The organism is Cobetia sp. D5 (genome assembly GCF_035666195.1).
In the GTDB taxonomy this organism is placed as follows: Bacteria; Pseudomonadota; Gammaproteobacteria; order Pseudomonadales; family Halomonadaceae; genus Cobetia; species Cobetia amphilecti.
This window is the reverse complement of sequence record NZ_CP142020.1, coordinates 3,384,578-3,401,681: the sequence shown is the minus strand read 5'-3', so window position 1 is coordinate 3,401,681 and position 17,104 is coordinate 3,384,578. Positions and strand designations below refer to the sequence as shown.

11 protein-coding genes are annotated in these 17,104 nt (G+C 63.8%); 10 read left to right on the top strand and 1 reads right to left on the bottom strand.

What is annotated here, in order from left to right; all coding sequences use genetic code 11:
• Positions 1–210: 210 nt before the first annotated feature.
• Positions 211–666 (top strand): Lrp/AsnC family transcriptional regulator, encoded by a 456-nt coding sequence (locus U0O11_RS14225; RefSeq protein ID WP_043334316.1) that lies wholly within the window; start codon positions 211–213, stop codon positions 664–666.
• A gap of 54 nt (positions 667–720) precedes the next feature.
• On the opposite strand, the gene U0O11_RS14220 is transcribed toward U0O11_RS14225, so the two are convergent.
• A complete protein-coding gene (locus tag U0O11_RS14220) occupies positions 721–1,737 on the bottom strand; it encodes a 2-hydroxyacid dehydrogenase (RefSeq protein WP_279836791.1) in 1,017 nt (338 codons plus the stop codon).
• A 444-nt stretch (positions 1,738–2,181) separates the two neighbouring features.
• On the opposite strand from U0O11_RS14220, the gene doeA reads away from it, so the two are divergent.
• The 9 genes from doeA (at position 2,182) to U0O11_RS14175 (ending at position 16,524) form a co-directional block, all read left to right on the top strand.
• Positions 2,182–3,492, top strand: a complete 1,311-nt coding sequence (doeA, locus tag U0O11_RS14215; RefSeq protein ID WP_279836790.1) for an ectoine hydrolase DoeA — start codon at positions 2,182–2,184, stop codon at positions 3,490–3,492.
• Positions 3,493–3,537: 45 nt separating this feature from the next.
• A complete protein-coding gene (gene doeB, locus U0O11_RS14210) occupies positions 3,538–4,623 on the top strand; it encodes a N(2)-acetyl-L-2,4-diaminobutanoate deacetylase DoeB (protein ID WP_279836789.1) in 1,086 nt (361 codons plus the stop codon).
• The gene (locus U0O11_RS14205) at positions 4,620–5,123 is read left to right on the top strand and encodes an Lrp/AsnC family transcriptional regulator (RefSeq protein WP_192837421.1); all 504 of its coding nucleotides are present in this window, start codon (positions 4,620–4,622) and stop codon (positions 5,121–5,123) included. The genes doeB and U0O11_RS14205 overlap by 4 nt, the downstream gene beginning before the upstream one ends.
• Positions 5,124–5,217: 94 nt before the next feature.
• Positions 5,218–6,231 (top strand): LysR family transcriptional regulator, encoded by a 1,014-nt coding sequence (locus U0O11_RS14200; protein ID WP_324690525.1) that lies wholly within the window; start codon positions 5,218–5,220, stop codon positions 6,229–6,231.
• 73 nt (positions 6,232–6,304) lie between these two features.
• Entirely contained in the window at positions 6,305–7,258 is a 954-nt protein-coding gene (gene murI / locus U0O11_RS14195) for a glutamate racemase (RefSeq protein WP_279836787.1), read from the top strand.
• Between the two features lie 207 nt (positions 7,259–7,465).
• Positions 7,466–8,596, top strand: a complete 1,131-nt coding sequence (trmA, locus tag U0O11_RS14190; RefSeq protein ID WP_248380820.1) for a tRNA (uridine(54)-C5)-methyltransferase TrmA — start codon at positions 7,466–7,468, stop codon at positions 8,594–8,596.
• A 357-nt stretch (positions 8,597–8,953) separates the two neighbouring features.
• Complete coding sequence (locus U0O11_RS14185) at positions 8,954–13,792, top strand: NAD-glutamate dehydrogenase (RefSeq protein ID WP_279836786.1); 4,839 nt, start codon at positions 8,954–8,956, stop codon at positions 13,790–13,792.
• Between the two features lie 338 nt (positions 13,793–14,130).
• Positions 14,131–15,273: a hypothetical protein gene (locus tag U0O11_RS14180; RefSeq protein ID WP_279836784.1), complete on the top strand. Its 1,143-nt coding sequence runs from the start codon at positions 14,131–14,133 to the stop codon at positions 15,271–15,273.
• A gap of 207 nt (positions 15,274–15,480) precedes the next feature.
• A complete protein-coding gene (locus U0O11_RS14175; protein ID WP_279836783.1) occupies positions 15,481–16,524 on the top strand; it encodes a quinone-dependent dihydroorotate dehydrogenase in 1,044 nt (347 codons plus the stop codon).
• Positions 16,525–17,104: the final 580 nt, after the last annotated feature.

Sequence of the window (17,104 nt, the reverse complement as noted above, 5' to 3'; positions counted from 1 at the left end):
GCGCTGACTCGCGTGCGGGGCGTGCTGTGCTGCGGGCGTGCTGAAAGGCGCAGTCGAGGGCGAGGCAGTGGTCGGCATGGCGGCATTTCCGGTCGCAGGAAGGAGCTTTCATGGTACGACCAGCCGCCAAGCAAAACTTGCCAGTTGTCATGGCGTGAGCCATGTTTCATGGCAAGAATTCATTGCGAGGTGAGGGTAATGGAGAAAATAGTGCTCGATGCTACGGACCGCGCCCTGCTGCGGCTGCTGCAGCGCGATGCCAGCCTGTCGTTGGCGGCGCTGGCGGAAGCCGTGCATCTGACCACGTCTCCCTGCTGGAAGCGCCTCAAGCGCCTGGAAGAGTGTGGCGTGATCACCGCACGGGTGGCGTTGCTGAATGCCGAGCTGATCGGCATGGGGCTGACGGCCTTCGTGCAGCTCAAGACCCGCGATCACTCGCGGGCCTGGTTCGAGCGTTTCGTGGCCATCGTCGAGGAGATCGAGGAAGTCACCGAGTTCTATCGCATGGCCGGTGACTACGACTATCTCCTCAAGGTGCAGGTCGAGGACATGAACGCCTACGACCGCGTCTACAAGCGGCTGGTCAACACCATCGACGAGCTGAGCGACGTGTCGGCCCGCTTCGCGATGGAGCGCATCAAGACGACCACCGCGCTGCCGCTGTGATGGCTGTCAGGCAGTGACGTCTGATCGCCGGTTGAGCACCGCGCGCCAGCGCGCTCAATAACCGTGCTCGCGGCTGATGCCGGTCAGCACCTCACCCCGCTGAATGCGACGAATGTTGTCGGCCAGCTGGTCGGCGGCCTCGGCCACCGGGGTCGGCGCGGCGGCATGCGGCGTGATGATCACGCGCGGCTGGTGCCACAGCGGACTGTCCTCGGCCAGTGGCTCGTGCTGGAAGACATCGAGCAGGGCGCCCCTGAGCTTGCCTTCCTCGAGCGCCGCGACCAGATCCTCCTCGACCACGCTGCTGCCGCGCCCCGGATTGATCAGCACGGCGTCGTCGGGCAGAGCCTGGAAGACCTCGGCGTTCAGCACGTCTCTCGTGGCCGGGGTATTGGGCAACAGGTTGATCACCGCCTTGAGGCCGAGCGACTCGTCGCCCAGCACTTGCTTGAGCGAGCGGCCGCCTTCGCCGGTCTCATGGTGGCAGGTCACGCCCTGCAACGTGTGGGCGCTGCGGCTGAAGCCATGTACCGGATAGCCGTCTGCCGCCAGCGACTCGGCGATCTGGCTGCCGATGGCGCCGAGCCCGAGTACCGCCACCGGGTACTGGTGGGCGCGCACCACGCGGTGTGGGGCCCACTGGGTGTCCGCCTGCTGTCTGGCGTAGCGGTCGAAGTCACGCCGAAAGTGCAGCAGGCCGTAGCGCACGTAATCCAGCATGTGGCTGGCCATGCCGGCATCGCTCAGCTTGAGCACCGGCACATCGTCAGGCAGTGCCGGGTTGTCGAGCAGGCTGTCGACGCCCGCGCCCAGATTGAGGATCGCCTTGACGTCGTGATCACGGTGGCGCTCGAACAGCGCCGCAGGCGGCGCCCACACCACCAGCACATCGCCCAGCATCTCGCCGTCATCGGCAACGATTTCCAGCGGCGCTTGTTTTGATGACGGTTCCGACGGCTGTTCCGACGACTCGCCTTGCCGCGACCCCTTGGTGCTGGCGGTATCGCACAAGCGCTGACGCAGAGCATCGCACCAACGTTCGGCGCGTTCATGATGTACCAGTATTCGCATGCTGTTCTCCTCTTCAGGGACGCTGGGTGGCGGGTCGGGATTGCTGCACTCTCCCGGCCTGTTCGCAGGCTCTGTTCGTGGCTCTGTGCAAAGGGGCTGGAGTTGTCGCCTCACCATGCGCCATTGCCTTGCGGGCATGGCCGGCTCGCGGGCGGCAATGGCGCAGGCCTTGCAAGGGCTCAAGCGAAGGGCGACAGTGCCAGAGTCGTCCTTTGACCCGTTGTTGGCAGAGTGACAGACTCGAATCCAGAGGGGAATTCGGATGTACGCATGTACGCCGACCCTGCCGACCCGCAGGGCGCATCGTTCGCTCGCGGCGCATGCAGGCATTGTCAGCCCGGAGCGGCTGACAGGTCGGTCACCCGCCGCCTGGCCCTGCGTATGGCCACTGGCTCCGCCCCAACGTGCTGCTTGCCTCAAGGCCTGATCGAAAAGGAGCGCTGCATGAGTCAATTCCCGCCCCATACTGGTGCGCCCCAGCCAGCCTTCGCTGGCCTGGCCACCTTGCCCAGCAGCGAGGCACCGGCCACCGAGAGTGACTGGACGCCACGCGCGCTGTCCGCTGGCCGTCAGGCCTTCACCATCGGCGAGTATCGCGCGCGCATCCATCGGGTGCGTGAGGCCATGGCGCGCGCTGGCATCGATGTGATGGTGATTTCCGACCCCTCCAACATGGCGTGGCTTACCGGCTACGACGGCTGGTCCTTCTATGTGCACCAGTGCGTGCTGCTGGGGCTTTCCGGCGAGCCGGTCTGGTACGGGCGCCGTCAGGACGGCAACGGCGCGCTGCGTACCTGCTGGATGGGTGAGGACAACATCCTGTGGTATCCGGATTACTACGTGCAGAATCCGGACATGCATCCGATGGAGTTTCTCGCCCAGTCCATCCTGCCGCAGCGTGGCTGGCACGATGGGGTCGTCGGGGTCGAGCTCGACAACTATTACTATTCGGCGCGGGCGCACCTGTCGCTGGTCAAGGAGTTGCCCCACGCGCGGCTGGTGGATGCCAACTCGCTGGTCAACTGGTGTCGGGCGATCAAGTCCGAGCAGGAAATCGCCTATATGCGCGTGGCCGGGCGCATCGTCGAGCGCATGCATTCACGCATCCTAGAGATGATCGAGCCGGGCCTGCCCAAGAGTGCGCTGGTCGCGGAGATCTACCGGGTCGGCGTCGAGGGCGTGATCGGGCCCGAGGGCGAGATTCTCGGTGGCGACTATCCGGCCATCGTGCCGCTGCTGCCCACTGGCAGTGATGCCGCCGCGCCGCACCTGACCTGGGATGACACGCCATTTCGTCAGGGCGAGGGCACCTTTTTCGAGCTGGCCGGCTGCTACAAGCGCTATCACGCACCGCTGTCGCGTACCGTGTTTCTCGGCCGTCCGCCGCGCGATTTCGTGCGTGGTGAGTCCGCCTTGCTGGAAGGCATCGAGAGTGGTCTGGCCATCGCCAAGCCCGGCAATCGCTGCTGTGACATCGCGCTGGCGCTGGGCGCGGCGATGGACAAGTACGGCTTCGACCGTGGCGGCGCACGCTGCGGCTATCCCATCGGCATCAGCTATCCGCCGGACTGGGGCGAGCGCACCATGAGTCTGCGCCCCAGTGACGAGACCGTGCTGGAACCGGGCATGACCTTCCACTTCATGCCCGGCATGTGGATGGACGACTGGGGGCTCGAGATCACCGAGTCGATCCTGATCACGGAAAACGGTGCCGAGCCGCTGTGTGATGTGCCGCGCCAGCTGTTCGTCAAATAGCCTGCCGACAAGTGTCAGCAGCCCGCCATAACAAGGAGTGGTGTCATGCGAGAGTCCCCCGTCAGTCTGACCATCGATCTGTTCGCCGATGGCGTTCAGCACGGTTTCTTCAAGCTGCCGATCTCGACTGACGAGTCGGCGTGGGGCGCGGTGATGACCCCGATCAGCGTGATCGCCAATGGTGAGGGGCCGACGGTATTGCTGACCGGCGGCAATCATGGCGACGAGTACGAAGGCATCACCGCGCTCTACAAGCTGGCGGCGCGTCTGACTGCCGAGGACGTGCAGGGCCGCGTCATCATCGTGCCGACCATGAATGCGCTGGCGGCCAAGGCCGGGCGGCGCTGTTCGCCTCTCGATGGCGGCAACCTCAATCGCAGCTTCCCCGGCAGCCCCACCGGCGGCCCGACCGAGCAGATCGCCGACTACTTCACCCGAGTGCTGGTGCCGCAGTGCGACTATGCGCTGGACCTGCATTCCGGCGGCCGCACCCTGGATATCCTGCCGTTCGCGGCCGCGCACCGTCTCGACTATCTCGAGGAGTCGCTGGGCGTCGAGCAGTGTCGTCTGCAGGAAGCCGAGAGCCTGGCCGGGGCGCTGGCCTTCGGGGCGCCCTCGGCGATGATGATGTTCGAGCTGGACGCCGAGGCACTCTACGACACCGCGGTGGAGCGCCAGGGCAAGGTCTTCGTCACCACGGAGCTGGGCGGCGGCGGTTCCACCACGCCGGAGCGTCAGGCGATCGCCGACCGTGGCGTCGACAACTTCCTCGCCTTCAGTGGTGTGCTGCGCGAGCGCAGTCGCGCGGATCTAGAGCAGGACATCGAGCGCCAGCGTGCCAACCAGGCGAACGCGCCGCTGTTGATCGACATGCCGGATGCCAGCTGTTACGTGCAGAGTGAGCATGAAGGGCTGCTGGAGCTGTGCGTGGCACTCGGCGAGCAGGTCACGGCGGGGCAATGCGTGGCGCGGGTCTATCCGCTGGGGCGCGCCGGTCAGGCGGCGGTGGAATATCGCGCGGCCCGTGATGGCGTGCTGGTGGCGCGGCGCTTCCCGGCCCAGGTGAGTCTGGGCGACACCCTGGCGGTGATCGCGGAAGTCGTGGACGACCTGGCGCGAGAGGCCTCATGAGCGCGAGTCCCTCCCGCTCGCAGCCAGCGCCGAAGCTGGATGCCTTCGATCTCAAGATTCTGGCGATACTCGAGCGCGATGGCCGTATCACCAAGTCGCGGCTGGCCGAGGAGATCAACCTGTCGGTCAGCCCGTGCTGGGAGCGCGTCAAGCGCCTCGAGCAGGCGGGCATCATCGAGGGTTATGCCGCCATCATCAATCAGCAGCGCCTGAGTGATCAGCAGGGTGGCGCTGCTTCGGGGGCTGCCCCGCGCACGCCGGTGTGGGTCGAGATCCACCTCAAGCATCATGATGCCGGCAGCTTCCAACGCTTCGAGCGTGCCATGCGAGAGGCGGATGAGGTGATCGAATGCGTCGCCGTCGGCGGCGGGGTGGACTACCTGCTGCGGCTGGAGACCGCCAGCATCGATGCCTATCAGCGTCTGGTCGATCACTGGCTGGTGTCAGAGCTGGGCATCGATCGCTATTTCACTTACATCGTCACCAAGCAGGTAAAATAGGCGCGCCGGGCGCGGACTTGTCGTCATCTTGCCGTCCCGCTTTTCAGGCTCACTTTCCTGGCTCATTTTCCTTGATCGCAAAGGGGATCGCACGATGGATAGACTCACTGCCATGCAGGTGTTTCGCGCCGTGGTAGAGGAGGGCAGTTTCGCGGGCGGTGCTCGTCAGCTGGGACTATCCAACGGCATGGTCAGCAAGCAGATCTCGCGCCTGGAAGTCGAGCTGGGCGTTCGCCTGCTGATGCGCACCACGCGCAGTCTGCAGCTGACCGCCGAGGGCGAGCATTACCTGGCGGGTGCCTGTCGTGTGCTCAATGACCTTCAGGCGCTGGAAGACAGTCTTGGCGAGCGCCAGGGCGAGGTTCGGGGGCGCTTGAAGATGTCGGCACCGATGGATTTCAGCATCCAGTGTCTGATGCCGGCCCTGGCGCATTTCCGCCAGACCTACCCCTATGTCGAGCTCGACCTGCGCCTGGAGGATCGCCATGTCGATCTCATGGCCGAGGATTATGATCTGGTGATTCGCGCCGGTGCGCTGTCTGATTCCAGCCTGATCGCGCGCCGGTTGGCGGGCACCCAGGTCGGAGTCTATGCCAGCCCGGGTTACCTGGCCGAGAATGGCACGCCCGAGGTGCCGGAAGACCTTGCCCATCACCGCTGCCTGAATTACACCCAGCAGCGCGAAGGGCCGGTGTGGAGCTTCATGGTTGACGGGCGGCCACGCAAGATCCGCCTGTCGCCGACCTTCAGCTGCGACAGCGGGCGCGGGCTGGTCGAGGCCGCCGCCCAGGGCATCGGCATTACCTGCAAACCGGATTTCCTGGTGGCCAATGACGTCGCCAATGGCCGCCTGGTGCCGCTGCTTGTCGACTACTGGTGCGCGGCGGTGGATATCCATCTGGTCTATGCCGAGCGCGACATGCAGCCGGCACGCCTGCGGGCATTGATAGAGGTGCTGTGTGAGCACTTCGCGCGGATTGGCCACACGATGATGCCCGACGTGCTCGCCACGTCATCGACAGCCGTCCGCGACACCACGGCCGTGAATGATGCCGGGCAGAACGATCTGTCACCGCTCGAGGCTGTGAAGCCGGGTCTGCGGCCGTGATAGACTCCGCGCCCTTGTCCCGTCTGTTCGAGTCGCCCGTCTCCATGATGATTGTCGCCAGCGGTATCTGCCGATGAGTCCTGCCCGCCCAGGCGACACGCCTGCCTCTGCTTCCCGTTCTTCTGCCCCGGTGCTGGTCTTCGATTCCGGCGTCGGCGGGCTGTCCGTCGCCGCCGAGATCCGCCGCCAGTGGCCGCAGCTGTCGCTGGCCTATGTCTGTGACAACGCCGCGTTGCCCTATGGCACCAAGCCGGATGACTGGTTGATACCGCGCATCGTTCAGGTGTGCGTGGCGGCCGTCGAGGCAAGCGGGGCACGGGCGTTGGTGGTCGCCTGCAATACCGCCAGCACCCTGGCGCTGACGGCGCTACGCGCAGCGCTGTCGATTCCGGTGATCGGCACCGTGCCCGCCATCAAGCCGGCGGCGACGTTGGCACGTGCGCGTCAGAGTGCAGCACGTCGTGAGAAGTGCGAGCCGCCGGTCTTCGCGTTGCTGGCGACATCCGCCACGGTGCGTCGCGCCTACACCGAGCAGCTGATTCGTGACTTCGCCGCCGACTGTCGCGTGATTCGCGTCGCCGCCGATCCTCTGGTCGCGGAGGCCGAGCGGCGTCTGCGCGGTGAGCCGGCGCGCCCCGAGGTGGTGGCGGCCAGTCTGGCTGATCTGGCGGCGGTCGAGGCGCTGGAAGTGGTGATTCTCGGCTGCACGCATTTCCCGCTGCTCGGCGCCGACATCTCGCAGGTGCTGGGCGAGTCTCGGGTGGCGCTGGTGGATTCCGGCGCGGCAATCGCCCGCCGCGTGGCGGAGGTGCTGGCGCTTGGTGCTGCGGCGCAAGCGGCTGATCAGCAATTCGCTCAGGCTGCTCAGCAAGTCGCCCAAGAGGCTGAACAGCAAGTCGCTCAAGCGGTTCAACCAGCACCGCATGAGCACATGGCGCTGGCGACGGATGCCCGGCAGCCGGGGCTGGCCACGGCGCTGGCCAGTCAGGGTTTCGCCGCGCCGCAGGCGCTGGCGTTCGACGACTGAGGAGCAGGGGCGTTGACTCTCGCGGCCCTCTTGCACCTGCCTGCTCCCGCCTTGGCTCGCCATTTGGCGCTTGAGCTTCGCGCTGCCGATGGTAGGCTAGCGCGCCCAACCTTTGAATGGACGTGATCGGCATGGTTCACCATGACGTCCCCGCGTCCCTTTGCTCATCGTTTCAGTGCTGCGGTATGCCCGCAGGCAGGAGTCAGTGTGGCCATCGCCGTCGTCGATCCCAGTCAGTATGAACAGCAGCTCGCCGAGAAGGCCGAGCAGACCCGCGCACGTTTCGCTGCCTTCGATGCGCCGGAACTGGAGGTATTTCCCTCGCCGCCCAGCCATTACCGCATGCGTTGCGAGTTCCGTATCTGGCACGAGGATGATGACCTCTATTACGCGATGTTCGAGGTCGAGTTCGACGACGAGGGCAACAAGAAGAAGACGGTCGTGCGCATGGACGACTTCCCGGTCGCCAGCCAGCGCATCAATGAATTGATGCCGCTGCTGCGTGAGCGACTCAAGGCAAGCCCGGTGCTGCGTGAGCGTCTGTTCCAGTGCGAGTTCCTCACCACCCTGAGCGGCGAGGCGCTGGTCACGCTGATCTACCATCGCAAGCTCGGCGAAGACTGGGAAGCCGAGGCGCGTGCGCTGGAAGAAGAGCTCGATATCATGATCATCGGGCGTTCGCGCAAGCAGCATATCGTGCTGACGCGCGATCACGTCTTCGAGCGTCTCGAGGTCGATGGCCGCGAGTACGTCTATCAGCAGGTCGAGAACAGCTTCACCCAGCCCAATGCCGAGATCTGCCGCTCGATGCTCAGCTGGGCACGAGACGTGACTCATCCTGACAAGGCGCAGGCGGAAGGCCGTGAGCAGGGCGATCTGGTCGAGCTCTACTGCGGCAACGGCAACTTCACCATCGCGCTGGCCGAGAATTTCCGCCGCGTGCTGGCCACCGAGATCTCACGCACTTCCGTGGCCTCGGCGCAGGTCAACCTGGCGGCCAATAGCATCGACAATGCCCAGGTGGCGCGCATGTCGGCCGAGGACTTCTCGCTGGCGCTGGCGGGCGAGAAGGCGGGCCGTCGCGTCGCGGAGATGGACCTCGACAACCACGACTTCCGCACCGTGCTGGTCGATCCGCCGCGTGCCGGCCTCGATGCCGACAGCTGCGAGCAGACCGCGCGCTACGAGCGCATCGTCTATATCTCCTGCAACCCGCAGACGCTGATCGACAACCTTGAAGTACTGTGTCGCACGCACCGTATCGAACGCTTCGCGCTGTTCGATCAGTTCCCGTATACCGACCACCTCGAATGCGGTGTCTATCTGGTTCGCAGATAAGCGCATCTTCAAACCGACAGCCGATGTCACGCCCGCGTGAGCGACGTATCGCGGCAATCGTTTGAAAAACCAGAGCCCCGACGTCATCTACCTGTCAGGTAGGGGACGACGGGGCTTTTTTGCGCACATGACAGTCACTCGAATTAGACTTTCGTTTCACGCGCGGACCGCCAAGTCAATACCCGATGCACAGATGTAATGCTGCATGACCAATATGGAACAGGCATGGGGCAGAGGCGCAGACTGCGCTAGTCTGTGATGCACTGCATGAGTCTGTGCTGCAACGCCTTTTTGGCCGGCGCAGACTCTCTATGACTATTTTCCCTGATACATCCATCAGGTCAGTCGAGGTGATTGATGCTACACGTGGCGACGGACGGCAAGCAGGAATTTCTTGCGCAGCTCGAAGAGCAGCTGGACAAGCGACTTCCCAAGGACAAGGTGGACGTGATCGCGGCGTTTGCGCGCGACTATCACGCAACGGCCTCCTTCGAGGACATGGCCGAGCGCAAGCTGGATGACCTCTACGGTTCCACCCTGGCCGTATGGCACTTCCTGCAGAGCCTCGAGGCTCCCAAGGTGCGTGCCTACAACCCGGACTTCGAGAAGCATGGTTGGCAGTCGACGCACACCATCATCGAAGTGCTGCACCCGGACATGCCGTTCCTGGTCGATTCCGTGCGTATCGAGCTCAACCGTCGTGGCATCACCGTTCACGCCATCCACAACGCCGTGCTGGCCGTTGCACGTGATGATGCCGGTCAGCTGGAGCGCGTGACCGCACCGCGTGCCGAGAACGCCCCGCAGCACCGCGAGTCGCTGATCTACATCGAGGTCGATCGTCACAACGACGCCGAGACGCTGGAAGACCTCGAGACCAGCCTGCGTGAAGTGCTGGCCGAAGTGCGCGTTGCCGTCGCTGACTTCGACGCCATGCGCAGCCAGGGCGCCCAGGCGCTGCAGGAGCTGCGTGACAACCGTCCGCCGACCGTCTCCGAGGCTGACCATCAGGAAGCCTGCGACTTCATGCAGTGGATGGGCAACGACCACTTCACCTTCCTGGGCTATGACGAGTACACCGTCGATGAGCAGGAAGACGGCACCCGCGTGCTGAACAAGGTCGAAGGTTCCGAGCTGGGGGTGCTCAAGCTGGACCTCGAGCGCTATCACGAGCAGTCCCGTCACCAGCAGAGCGTCAACAGCGATCAGTACGTGCTGATTCCGGAGCTGCTGTCCTTCGCCAAGAGCGCCTTCCACGCCCGCGTGCACCGTCCGGCCTACCCGGATTACATCACCGTCGAGCGCTTCGATGAAGAAGGCCGCGTGATCGGCGAGCGCCGCTTCCTGGGGCTCTACACCTCCACGGTGTACAACCAGAGCCCGCGCAACGTGCCGATTCTGCGTCGCAAGGTGCAGGACGTCATGGAAGCCGCCGGCGTCAACCCGAAGGGCCACAACGGCAAGCACCTGCTGCAGATTCTGGAAGTCTATCCGCGCGATGACCTCTTCCAGATCTCCACGGACGAGCTGACCCGTACCGCCACCAGCATCCTCAACATCCGCGAGCGTCGTCGCGTGCGTCTGATCGTGCGTGAAGACCGCTTCGGCAAGTTCTTCTCGGTACTGGTGTTCGTGCCGCGCGACGTCTATTCCACCGACCTGCGTGTGCGCATCCAGAATCTGCTGTGTGAAGAGCTGAACGCCACCTTCGGTGACTTCACGCCGTATCTGTCCGAGTCCGTGCTGACACGTATCCAGTTCATCCTGCGCTTCAAGGGCGATGAGCCGGGCCAGTACGACATGCGCGCGCTGGAGAACAAGATCGCTCAGCTGGCCCGCAGCTGGCGTGACGAGCTGCACGCCGCCATGGTCGAAGGCTTCGGTGAAGAGCAGGCCAACGAGCTGATGACTCGCTACCGTGATGCCTTCCCGGGCAGCTACCGTGACGACTTCTCGCCGCGCACCGCCGTCTATGACGTGGGCCATCTACGCGCGCTGGACGAAGGCCAGGCCGTCGGCCTGAGCACCTATCGTCTGGTCGAGGACGACAACTCCGGCGTCAACCTGAAGCTGTTCCACAAGCATCAGCCGATTCCGCTTTCCGACGTGCTGCCGGTGCTGGAAAACCTCGGCCTGCGTGTCATCGGTGAGCGTCCCTACGAGATCACCCGCACCGATTCCTCCTGCTGGGTGCACGATTTCGATCTCGAGCATCACGGCAAAGGCGCGGTCGAGCTCTCCGAAGTGCGCGAGAGCTTCATCGAAGCCTTCAAGAAGATCTGGTCCGGCGAAGCCGAATCCGATGCCTTCAACCGCCTGATCATCGGCTCTGGCCTGGACTGGCGTGAAGTGGCGATGCTGCGTGCCTACGCGCGCTACCTGAAGCAGATCCGCTTCGGTCTCTCCCAGGCCTACATCGCCAATGCGCTGGGCAGCCATCCGGATATCACCCGCGAGCTGGTGCAGCTGTTCAATCTGCGCTTCGACCCGCAGGGTCAGGGTGGCGAGGATGACGTCAACGCCTGCCGCGAGCGCATCAATGGTCTGCTCGACCAGGTCTCCAGCCTGAACGACGACCGGCTGCTGCGTCGCTACGTCGACCTGATGATGGCGACGCTGCGTACCAACTTCTTCCAGCCGGCAGAAGATGGTCAGGCCAAGGACTACATCAGCTTCAAGCTCGACACGCGCAGCATTCCTGACGTGCCGAAGCCGCGCCCGATGTTCGAGATCTTCGTCTACTCGCCGCGCGTCGAAGGTGTTCACCTGCGTGGCGGCAAGGTCGCACGTGGTGGTCTGCGCTGGTCCGACCGTCATGAAGATTTCCGCACCGAGGTGCTGGGTCTGGTCAAGGCGCAGCAGGTCAAGAATGCGGTCATCGTGCCGGTCGGCGCCAAGGGCGGTTTCGTCTGCAAGCGCATGCCGGAAACCACCGACCGCGACGTGATCCAGAAGGAAGGTATCGCCTGCTACCAGATCTTCATCCGCGCACTGCTCGACATCACCGACAACCTGTCCGGCGGTGACGTGGTGGCCCCGACGGCCGTCGTGCGTTACGACGAAGACGACCCCTACATGGTCGTCGCGGCCGACAAGGGCACCGCGACCTTCTCCGACATCGCCAACGCCATCTCCAACGAGTACGGCTTCTGGCTGGGCGATGCCTTCGCCTCCGGTGGCGCCAACGGTTACGACCACAAAGGCATGGGCATCACCGCCAAGGGCGCCTGGGTCAGCGTGCAGCGTCACTTCCGCGAGATGGGCATCAACATCCAGGAAGACGAGTTCAGCGTGGTCGGTATCGGTGACATGGCCGGTGACGTCTTCGGCAACGGCATGCTGCTGTCCGAGAAGATCCGCCTGGTCGGTGCCTTCAACCACCGCAACATCTTCGTCGATCCGAACCCGGACACCGCGAAGAGCTTCGCCGAGCGCGAGCGTCTGTTCCGTCTGCCGCGTTCCAGCTGGGACGACTACGACAAGAGCCTGATCAGCGAAGGCGGCGGTCTGTTCTCGCGTGATGCCAAGACCATCGCCATCAGCCCGCAGATGAAGGAAGTCTTCGACATCAGTGCCGACCATCTGGCGCCCAACGAGCTGATCAACGCGATGCTCAAGGCGCAGGTCGACCTGATCTGGAACGGCGGTATCGGAACCTACGTCAAGGCGTCCAGCGAGTCCCACGCCGATGTCGGCGACAAGGCCAACGATGGCCTGCGTATCGACGGCCGTGAGCTGCGCTGCAAGGTGGTGGGCGAAGGCGGCAACCTGGGTCTGACCCAGCGTGGCCGCATGGAAGCCGCGGCCCAGCAGGGCGTGCGCGTCAACACCGACTTCATCGACAATGCCGGTGGCGTGAACTGCTCGGATCACGAGGTCAACATCAAGATCCTGCTGGACGACATCGTCGCCCGTGGTGATCTGACCGACAAGCAGCGCAACCAGCAGCTCGCCGAGATGACCGACGAAGTCGGCGAGCTGGTGATCAAGGACAACTATCGCCAGACCCAGGCACTGTCGCTCTCCGAGCAGCAGTCCAGGGAAGGTATGGGCGTCTTCCGTCGCTTCATCAATGAGCTGGAAGCGGCCGGCACCCTGGACCGTGAACTCGAGTTCCTGCCGTCCGATGAAGCGCTGATCGAGCGTTCCAACGCCGGTGAAGCCCTGACCCTGCCGGAACTGTCCGTGCTGGTCTCCTACGCCAAGAGCGATCTCAAGACCAGCTTGATCGCCTCTGACGTGCCGGACGACAGCTACGTGCAGCAGCACCTCGAGCGCGCCTTCCCGCGCGTGCTGATGGAGCGCTTCCCGGAAGAGATGTACCAGCACCGTCTGAAGCGTGAAATCGCCGCGACCCAGATCGCCAATGACCTGGTCGACCACATGGGCATTGCCTTCGTGCGTCGCCTGGAAGACACCACTGGTGCCGACAAGGCGGAAATCGCGCGTGCCTACATCGTGGCGCGTGACAGCTTCAATCTGGAAGCGCTGTGGACCCAGATCGAGGCTCTCGATCACCAGGTGCCGGCAGAACTGCAGTACCGCATGATGGGTGACCTGATGCGCCTGATGCGTCGTGCCACTCGCTGGTTCCTGCGTCAGCGCAGCTCCATGGGCGTCAAGGAATGCATCGGCCACTTCGCCCCGCGTCTGGCCCAGCTCTCCGAAAGCATCGGTGAGCGTCTCAAGGGCGAAGCCCGCGAGAACTGGGAAGCGCGTCGCGACAGCTATGTCGAGGCAGGCGTGCCGGAGGCCCTGGCCAGCACCATCGCCGCGACCTCAAGCCTCTATGCAGGGCTTGGCATCATCGAGGCGGCCAAGGCGACCGGCGAGAAGATAAATCGCGTGGCAGAAGCCTTCTACGGCATCGGCCATCGTCTGGAGCTGCCGTGGGTCGGTGACAAGATCAACGGCCTTGAGGTGCAGGACAGCTGGCAGGCGCAGGCACGTGAAAGCTTCCGCGATGATCTCGATCGTCAGCAGCTGGCACTGACCGTCAGCGTGCTCAAGCAGGACAATGCACCGCGCGAGATCGATGAGCGTGTCGACAGCTGGATGGCCAGCCACGAGAGTCTGGTCAGCCGCTGGTGCTCACTGCTCGGCGAGATGAAGGGCGGTGCTCAGCTGAGCTTCCCGCTGTTCGCGGTCGCCCTGCGCGAGCTGGTCGATCTGGCCGAGTCCAAGCGCGAAGCCTGATGCTTTCGGCCTCGGAGGCAGCAAGAGGCTGACGCAAGTGGCGAGCATCTGATGACTCGCTGATAGAAGCCCTCACCATTGGTGAGGGCTTTTTCATGTCGGGAATGAATAAAAAAGTGATAGCTGAAGCCTGCGGTAAGGTAACTGTCGTCAGCTGTCTGGTATGCTGAATGGCGACCAGTGCAGAGACTGATACAGGCCCTGATGGTTGCATCCTTTTCTGCAGACCCTGTTTTCAGTCCTTGATTTTCAGACCCTCATTTCAAGTCTCGGAGTCGCTGCGGCGCTCGCTGGAGGCTTCTGTTTTCAAAGCATCAGTACAACAAGGCAGAGACACCATGTCACATCGTGCATTACCCCTCGCCTGCGCCCTCGCGCTCGGCCTGTCCACTCTGGCATCCCAGGCCGTGCTGGCCGATGGCAGCCCCGCTCAGCAGCGTGCAGAAGAAGCGGCAGGCAAGCTGGACATCTCCAAGTTCCTCAAGCCGCGCAGTGATGCCCACAGCCAGAACTTCCTGTTCGGCGGCACCAGCGTGCACCAGTTCACCATCAAGGAAGCCGGACGCTACGAAATCGATGGCGTCGCCAGTTTCGATGTGACCGACCCCTACACCATGAAAGCCACGCTCGAGAGTGAGCAGGGTGAGGTCGTGGCCACTGCAGAAGGTGACAGGGCCTCTGATGGCTTGAACATGAATACCGAGCTTGAGCCGGGCGTCTACAAGCTGCGTGTGCGCGCCGACAAGCTGGGGGCTGGCAAGTCGGGCGGCAACACCTATGAAATCAACGTCGCAGGCCTGAGCGAGAGTGGCGAGAAGCTGTCTGCCGAGGAAAGCGGCATCGAGACCGGCAACGGCCTGGTCTTCCTCGACACCGATGGCGATGGCCGTCGTACCGCCTTCGTCGATGCCAACGATGAAGTCGCGACCATCAAGCCGGCCACCGTTGCCGCCGCCGAACAGGCCGCCCGTGAGAAGAAGGCTGCCGAGACAGGCAATGCGGCAGCTGAAGGCGCTTCCGCCACAGGCGCCGTCGCTACTACTTCGGCAGCCGCGACTGCTGCAGCCGAGACGTCTGCCGCTGCTGCCACGACCGCTGCTGCCACGGGCAGTGCAGCCGTGACGGAAACCGAGGCCGAAGCGGAGCCGGATCGTCGTTTCGACGAGATCGTCACCGATGTGCGCATTCTCGAGAAGGGCGAGGTCATGACCTTCGATGTCGCGGACCGCGGCACCGTGACCATCGACAGCGAGACCTTCCCGGGCAGCGAAGGTACCTACAAGCTGCAGATGCGCCTGCTGGACGAGAGTGGCAATACCGTCGCCAGCGACAAGGGCGAAGGCTTCCAGGGCGACTTCCACCTCAAGACCGTGCTTGAGCCGGGGCGTTACACCGTCTGGGTCAGCGGTCAGAAGTTCGGCTCTTCCATGCAGGGTGTCAACAACTACACCGTGCGCGTGCAGCAACTCGACGTGAAATGATCTGCAGGGCATGACCCCGACCCCGTCGGGGGCGACACAAGGGCGGCCCAGCGGGTCGCCCTTTTTTGTTGCCCTGAGTGTGAGCAATGCTATCGACAGCAGCGCGAGCGTTCCGGCGCGCAGTGTCTGTCCCCGCGGGCTTCGGGTATACTTCGCGCCCAGCTATGCTGTCGTCACGACCCTGCCGCCCGCTGTCTGGAGATCATCATGTACTCGTTTGCTCGCTCGCTTCTCTTCAAGCTCGACCCGGAAACAGCTCATGGTGTGACGCTGAGTGCGCTGGACATGGCACATCGCCTCGGCATGGCGCGCGGTCTGGGCGGTGAAGCGCCGCGTGATCCGGTCTCGCTAATGGGGCTCGAATTCCCCAATCGCGTTGGCCTGGCGGCAGGTCTCGACAAGAATGCCGATCACCTCGATGCGCTTGCCGCTCTGGGCTTCGGCTTCGTGGAGGTCGGCACGGTGACGCCGAAAGGGCAGGACGGCAATCCCAAGCCGCGTCTGTTCCGGCTGCCGGAGCATCAGGCGATCATCAACCGCATGGGCTTCAACAATGCCGGAGTCGAGCATCTGGTCGCGAAGGTCAAGGCCAGTCAGGCGCGTGCTGCCTTTGGTGTCGTGCTGGGGATCAACATCGGCAAGAACCTGACCACGGCGGTGGATGATGCATTGAGCGACTATCTGGTCTGCCTCGATGCCGTGCATGCGCATGCCGACTACATCACCGCCAATATCTCGTCGCCCAATACCCCGGGGCTGCGCAATCTGCAGTTCGGTGATCATCTCAGCCAGCTGCTGGCCGGGCTTCGCCAGCGTTGCGATCAGCTCGATGCCGAGCGCGGCAGGAAGGTGCCGCTGGTAATCAAGATCGCGCCCGACATGGACAACGAGGAAATCCTGTTCGTGGCGCGCGCGTTGGCGGACAACGGCATCGATGGCGTCATCGCCACCAACACCACCATCGAGCGTACGGCGGTCGCGGGTAGCCCGCATGCGCAGGAGGCGGGCGGACTTTCCGGCGCCCCGGTGCGTGAATCGTCGACGCGGGTGATTCGTGGCCTGCGTGAAGCGCTGCCGAACATGCCGATCATCGGTGTGGGCGGTATCACCGATGGCGAGAGTGCGCGTGAGAAGATCGCCGCGGGGGCGGATCTGGTGCAGCTGTATTCCGGGCTGATCTACCGCGGCCCGGCATTGATCGGTGAGTGCGCGCGTGCACTGGAGAAGGCCGATACCCTGATCAAGGTGTGATCCGGCCTGGGCTCCGTCGCAGCGTGATGCTGGTATCTCCCACTCACGGCGCTTCAAGAGAGGGGCGAGTGGGGAAGGGCAGACACAGAAAAGCCGCCTTCTGACATCAGAAGGCGGCCTCGGTACCGGCGTGAATGATGATATGACAACGGCAGGGAAGTGATGCGTGATCTGCCGTTGTCGTGTTGGCTGCCATGTCCAGCCAGCGTGCACGATGCGAAGCGCTTTTGCCGTCAGAAACGGCGGTTGGGGGTTGGCCCCTTGAGCTCATCGGGTGCGTGGATGGTTGAAGCAGGCCTGGAAAGAACCTGCTGATGCAGTCAAGGTGAACGTTTGCCCGTGTCGTGCTCCGCGCTGGACCGTCGTCCTCGCAGGCCGTCGCCTGCTGCGCCTCCTCTTCTGGAGCCATACCACGATTGAAACGACACGAGCGCCAACATCTCGGCCTTTCAGGAAGTGAAGCGAGTCGGCCCCATTGCCTACTGCGTCTCTTGCCTGTCAGTGCCGCGCGTCATCAAGATAGAAATAAGGCGTTACCTCCCTGGTGATTTGACGTGTCGCTGGGCGACTTCCGTGGGAT

Bases quoted from the DNA above. Each gene is read 5' to 3' on its own strand.
- U0O11_RS14220 (WP_279836791.1), bottom strand. From the start codon at position 1,737: ATGCGAATACTGGTACATCATGAACGCGCCGAACGTTGGTGCGATGCT.
- doeA (WP_279836790.1), top strand. From the start codon at position 2,182: ATGAGTCAATTCCCGCCCCATACTGGTGCGCCCCAGCCAGCCTTCGCT.
- doeB (WP_279836789.1), top strand. From the start codon at position 3,538: ATGCGAGAGTCCCCCGTCAGTCTGACCATCGATCTGTTCGCCGATGGC.
- U0O11_RS14205 (WP_192837421.1), top strand. From the start codon at position 4,620: ATGAGCGCGAGTCCCTCCCGCTCGCAGCCAGCGCCGAAGCTGGATGCC.
- U0O11_RS14200 (WP_324690525.1), top strand. From the start codon at position 5,218: ATGGATAGACTCACTGCCATGCAGGTGTTTCGCGCCGTGGTAGAGGAG.
- murI (WP_279836787.1), top strand. From the start codon at position 6,305: ATGAGTCCTGCCCGCCCAGGCGACACGCCTGCCTCTGCTTCCCGTTCT.
- U0O11_RS14185 (WP_279836786.1), top strand. From the start codon at position 8,954: ATGCTACACGTGGCGACGGACGGCAAGCAGGAATTTCTTGCGCAGCTC.
- U0O11_RS14180 (WP_279836784.1), top strand. From the start codon at position 14,131: ATGTCACATCGTGCATTACCCCTCGCCTGCGCCCTCGCGCTCGGCCTG.
- U0O11_RS14175 (WP_279836783.1), top strand. From the start codon at position 15,481: ATGTACTCGTTTGCTCGCTCGCTTCTCTTCAAGCTCGACCCGGAAACA.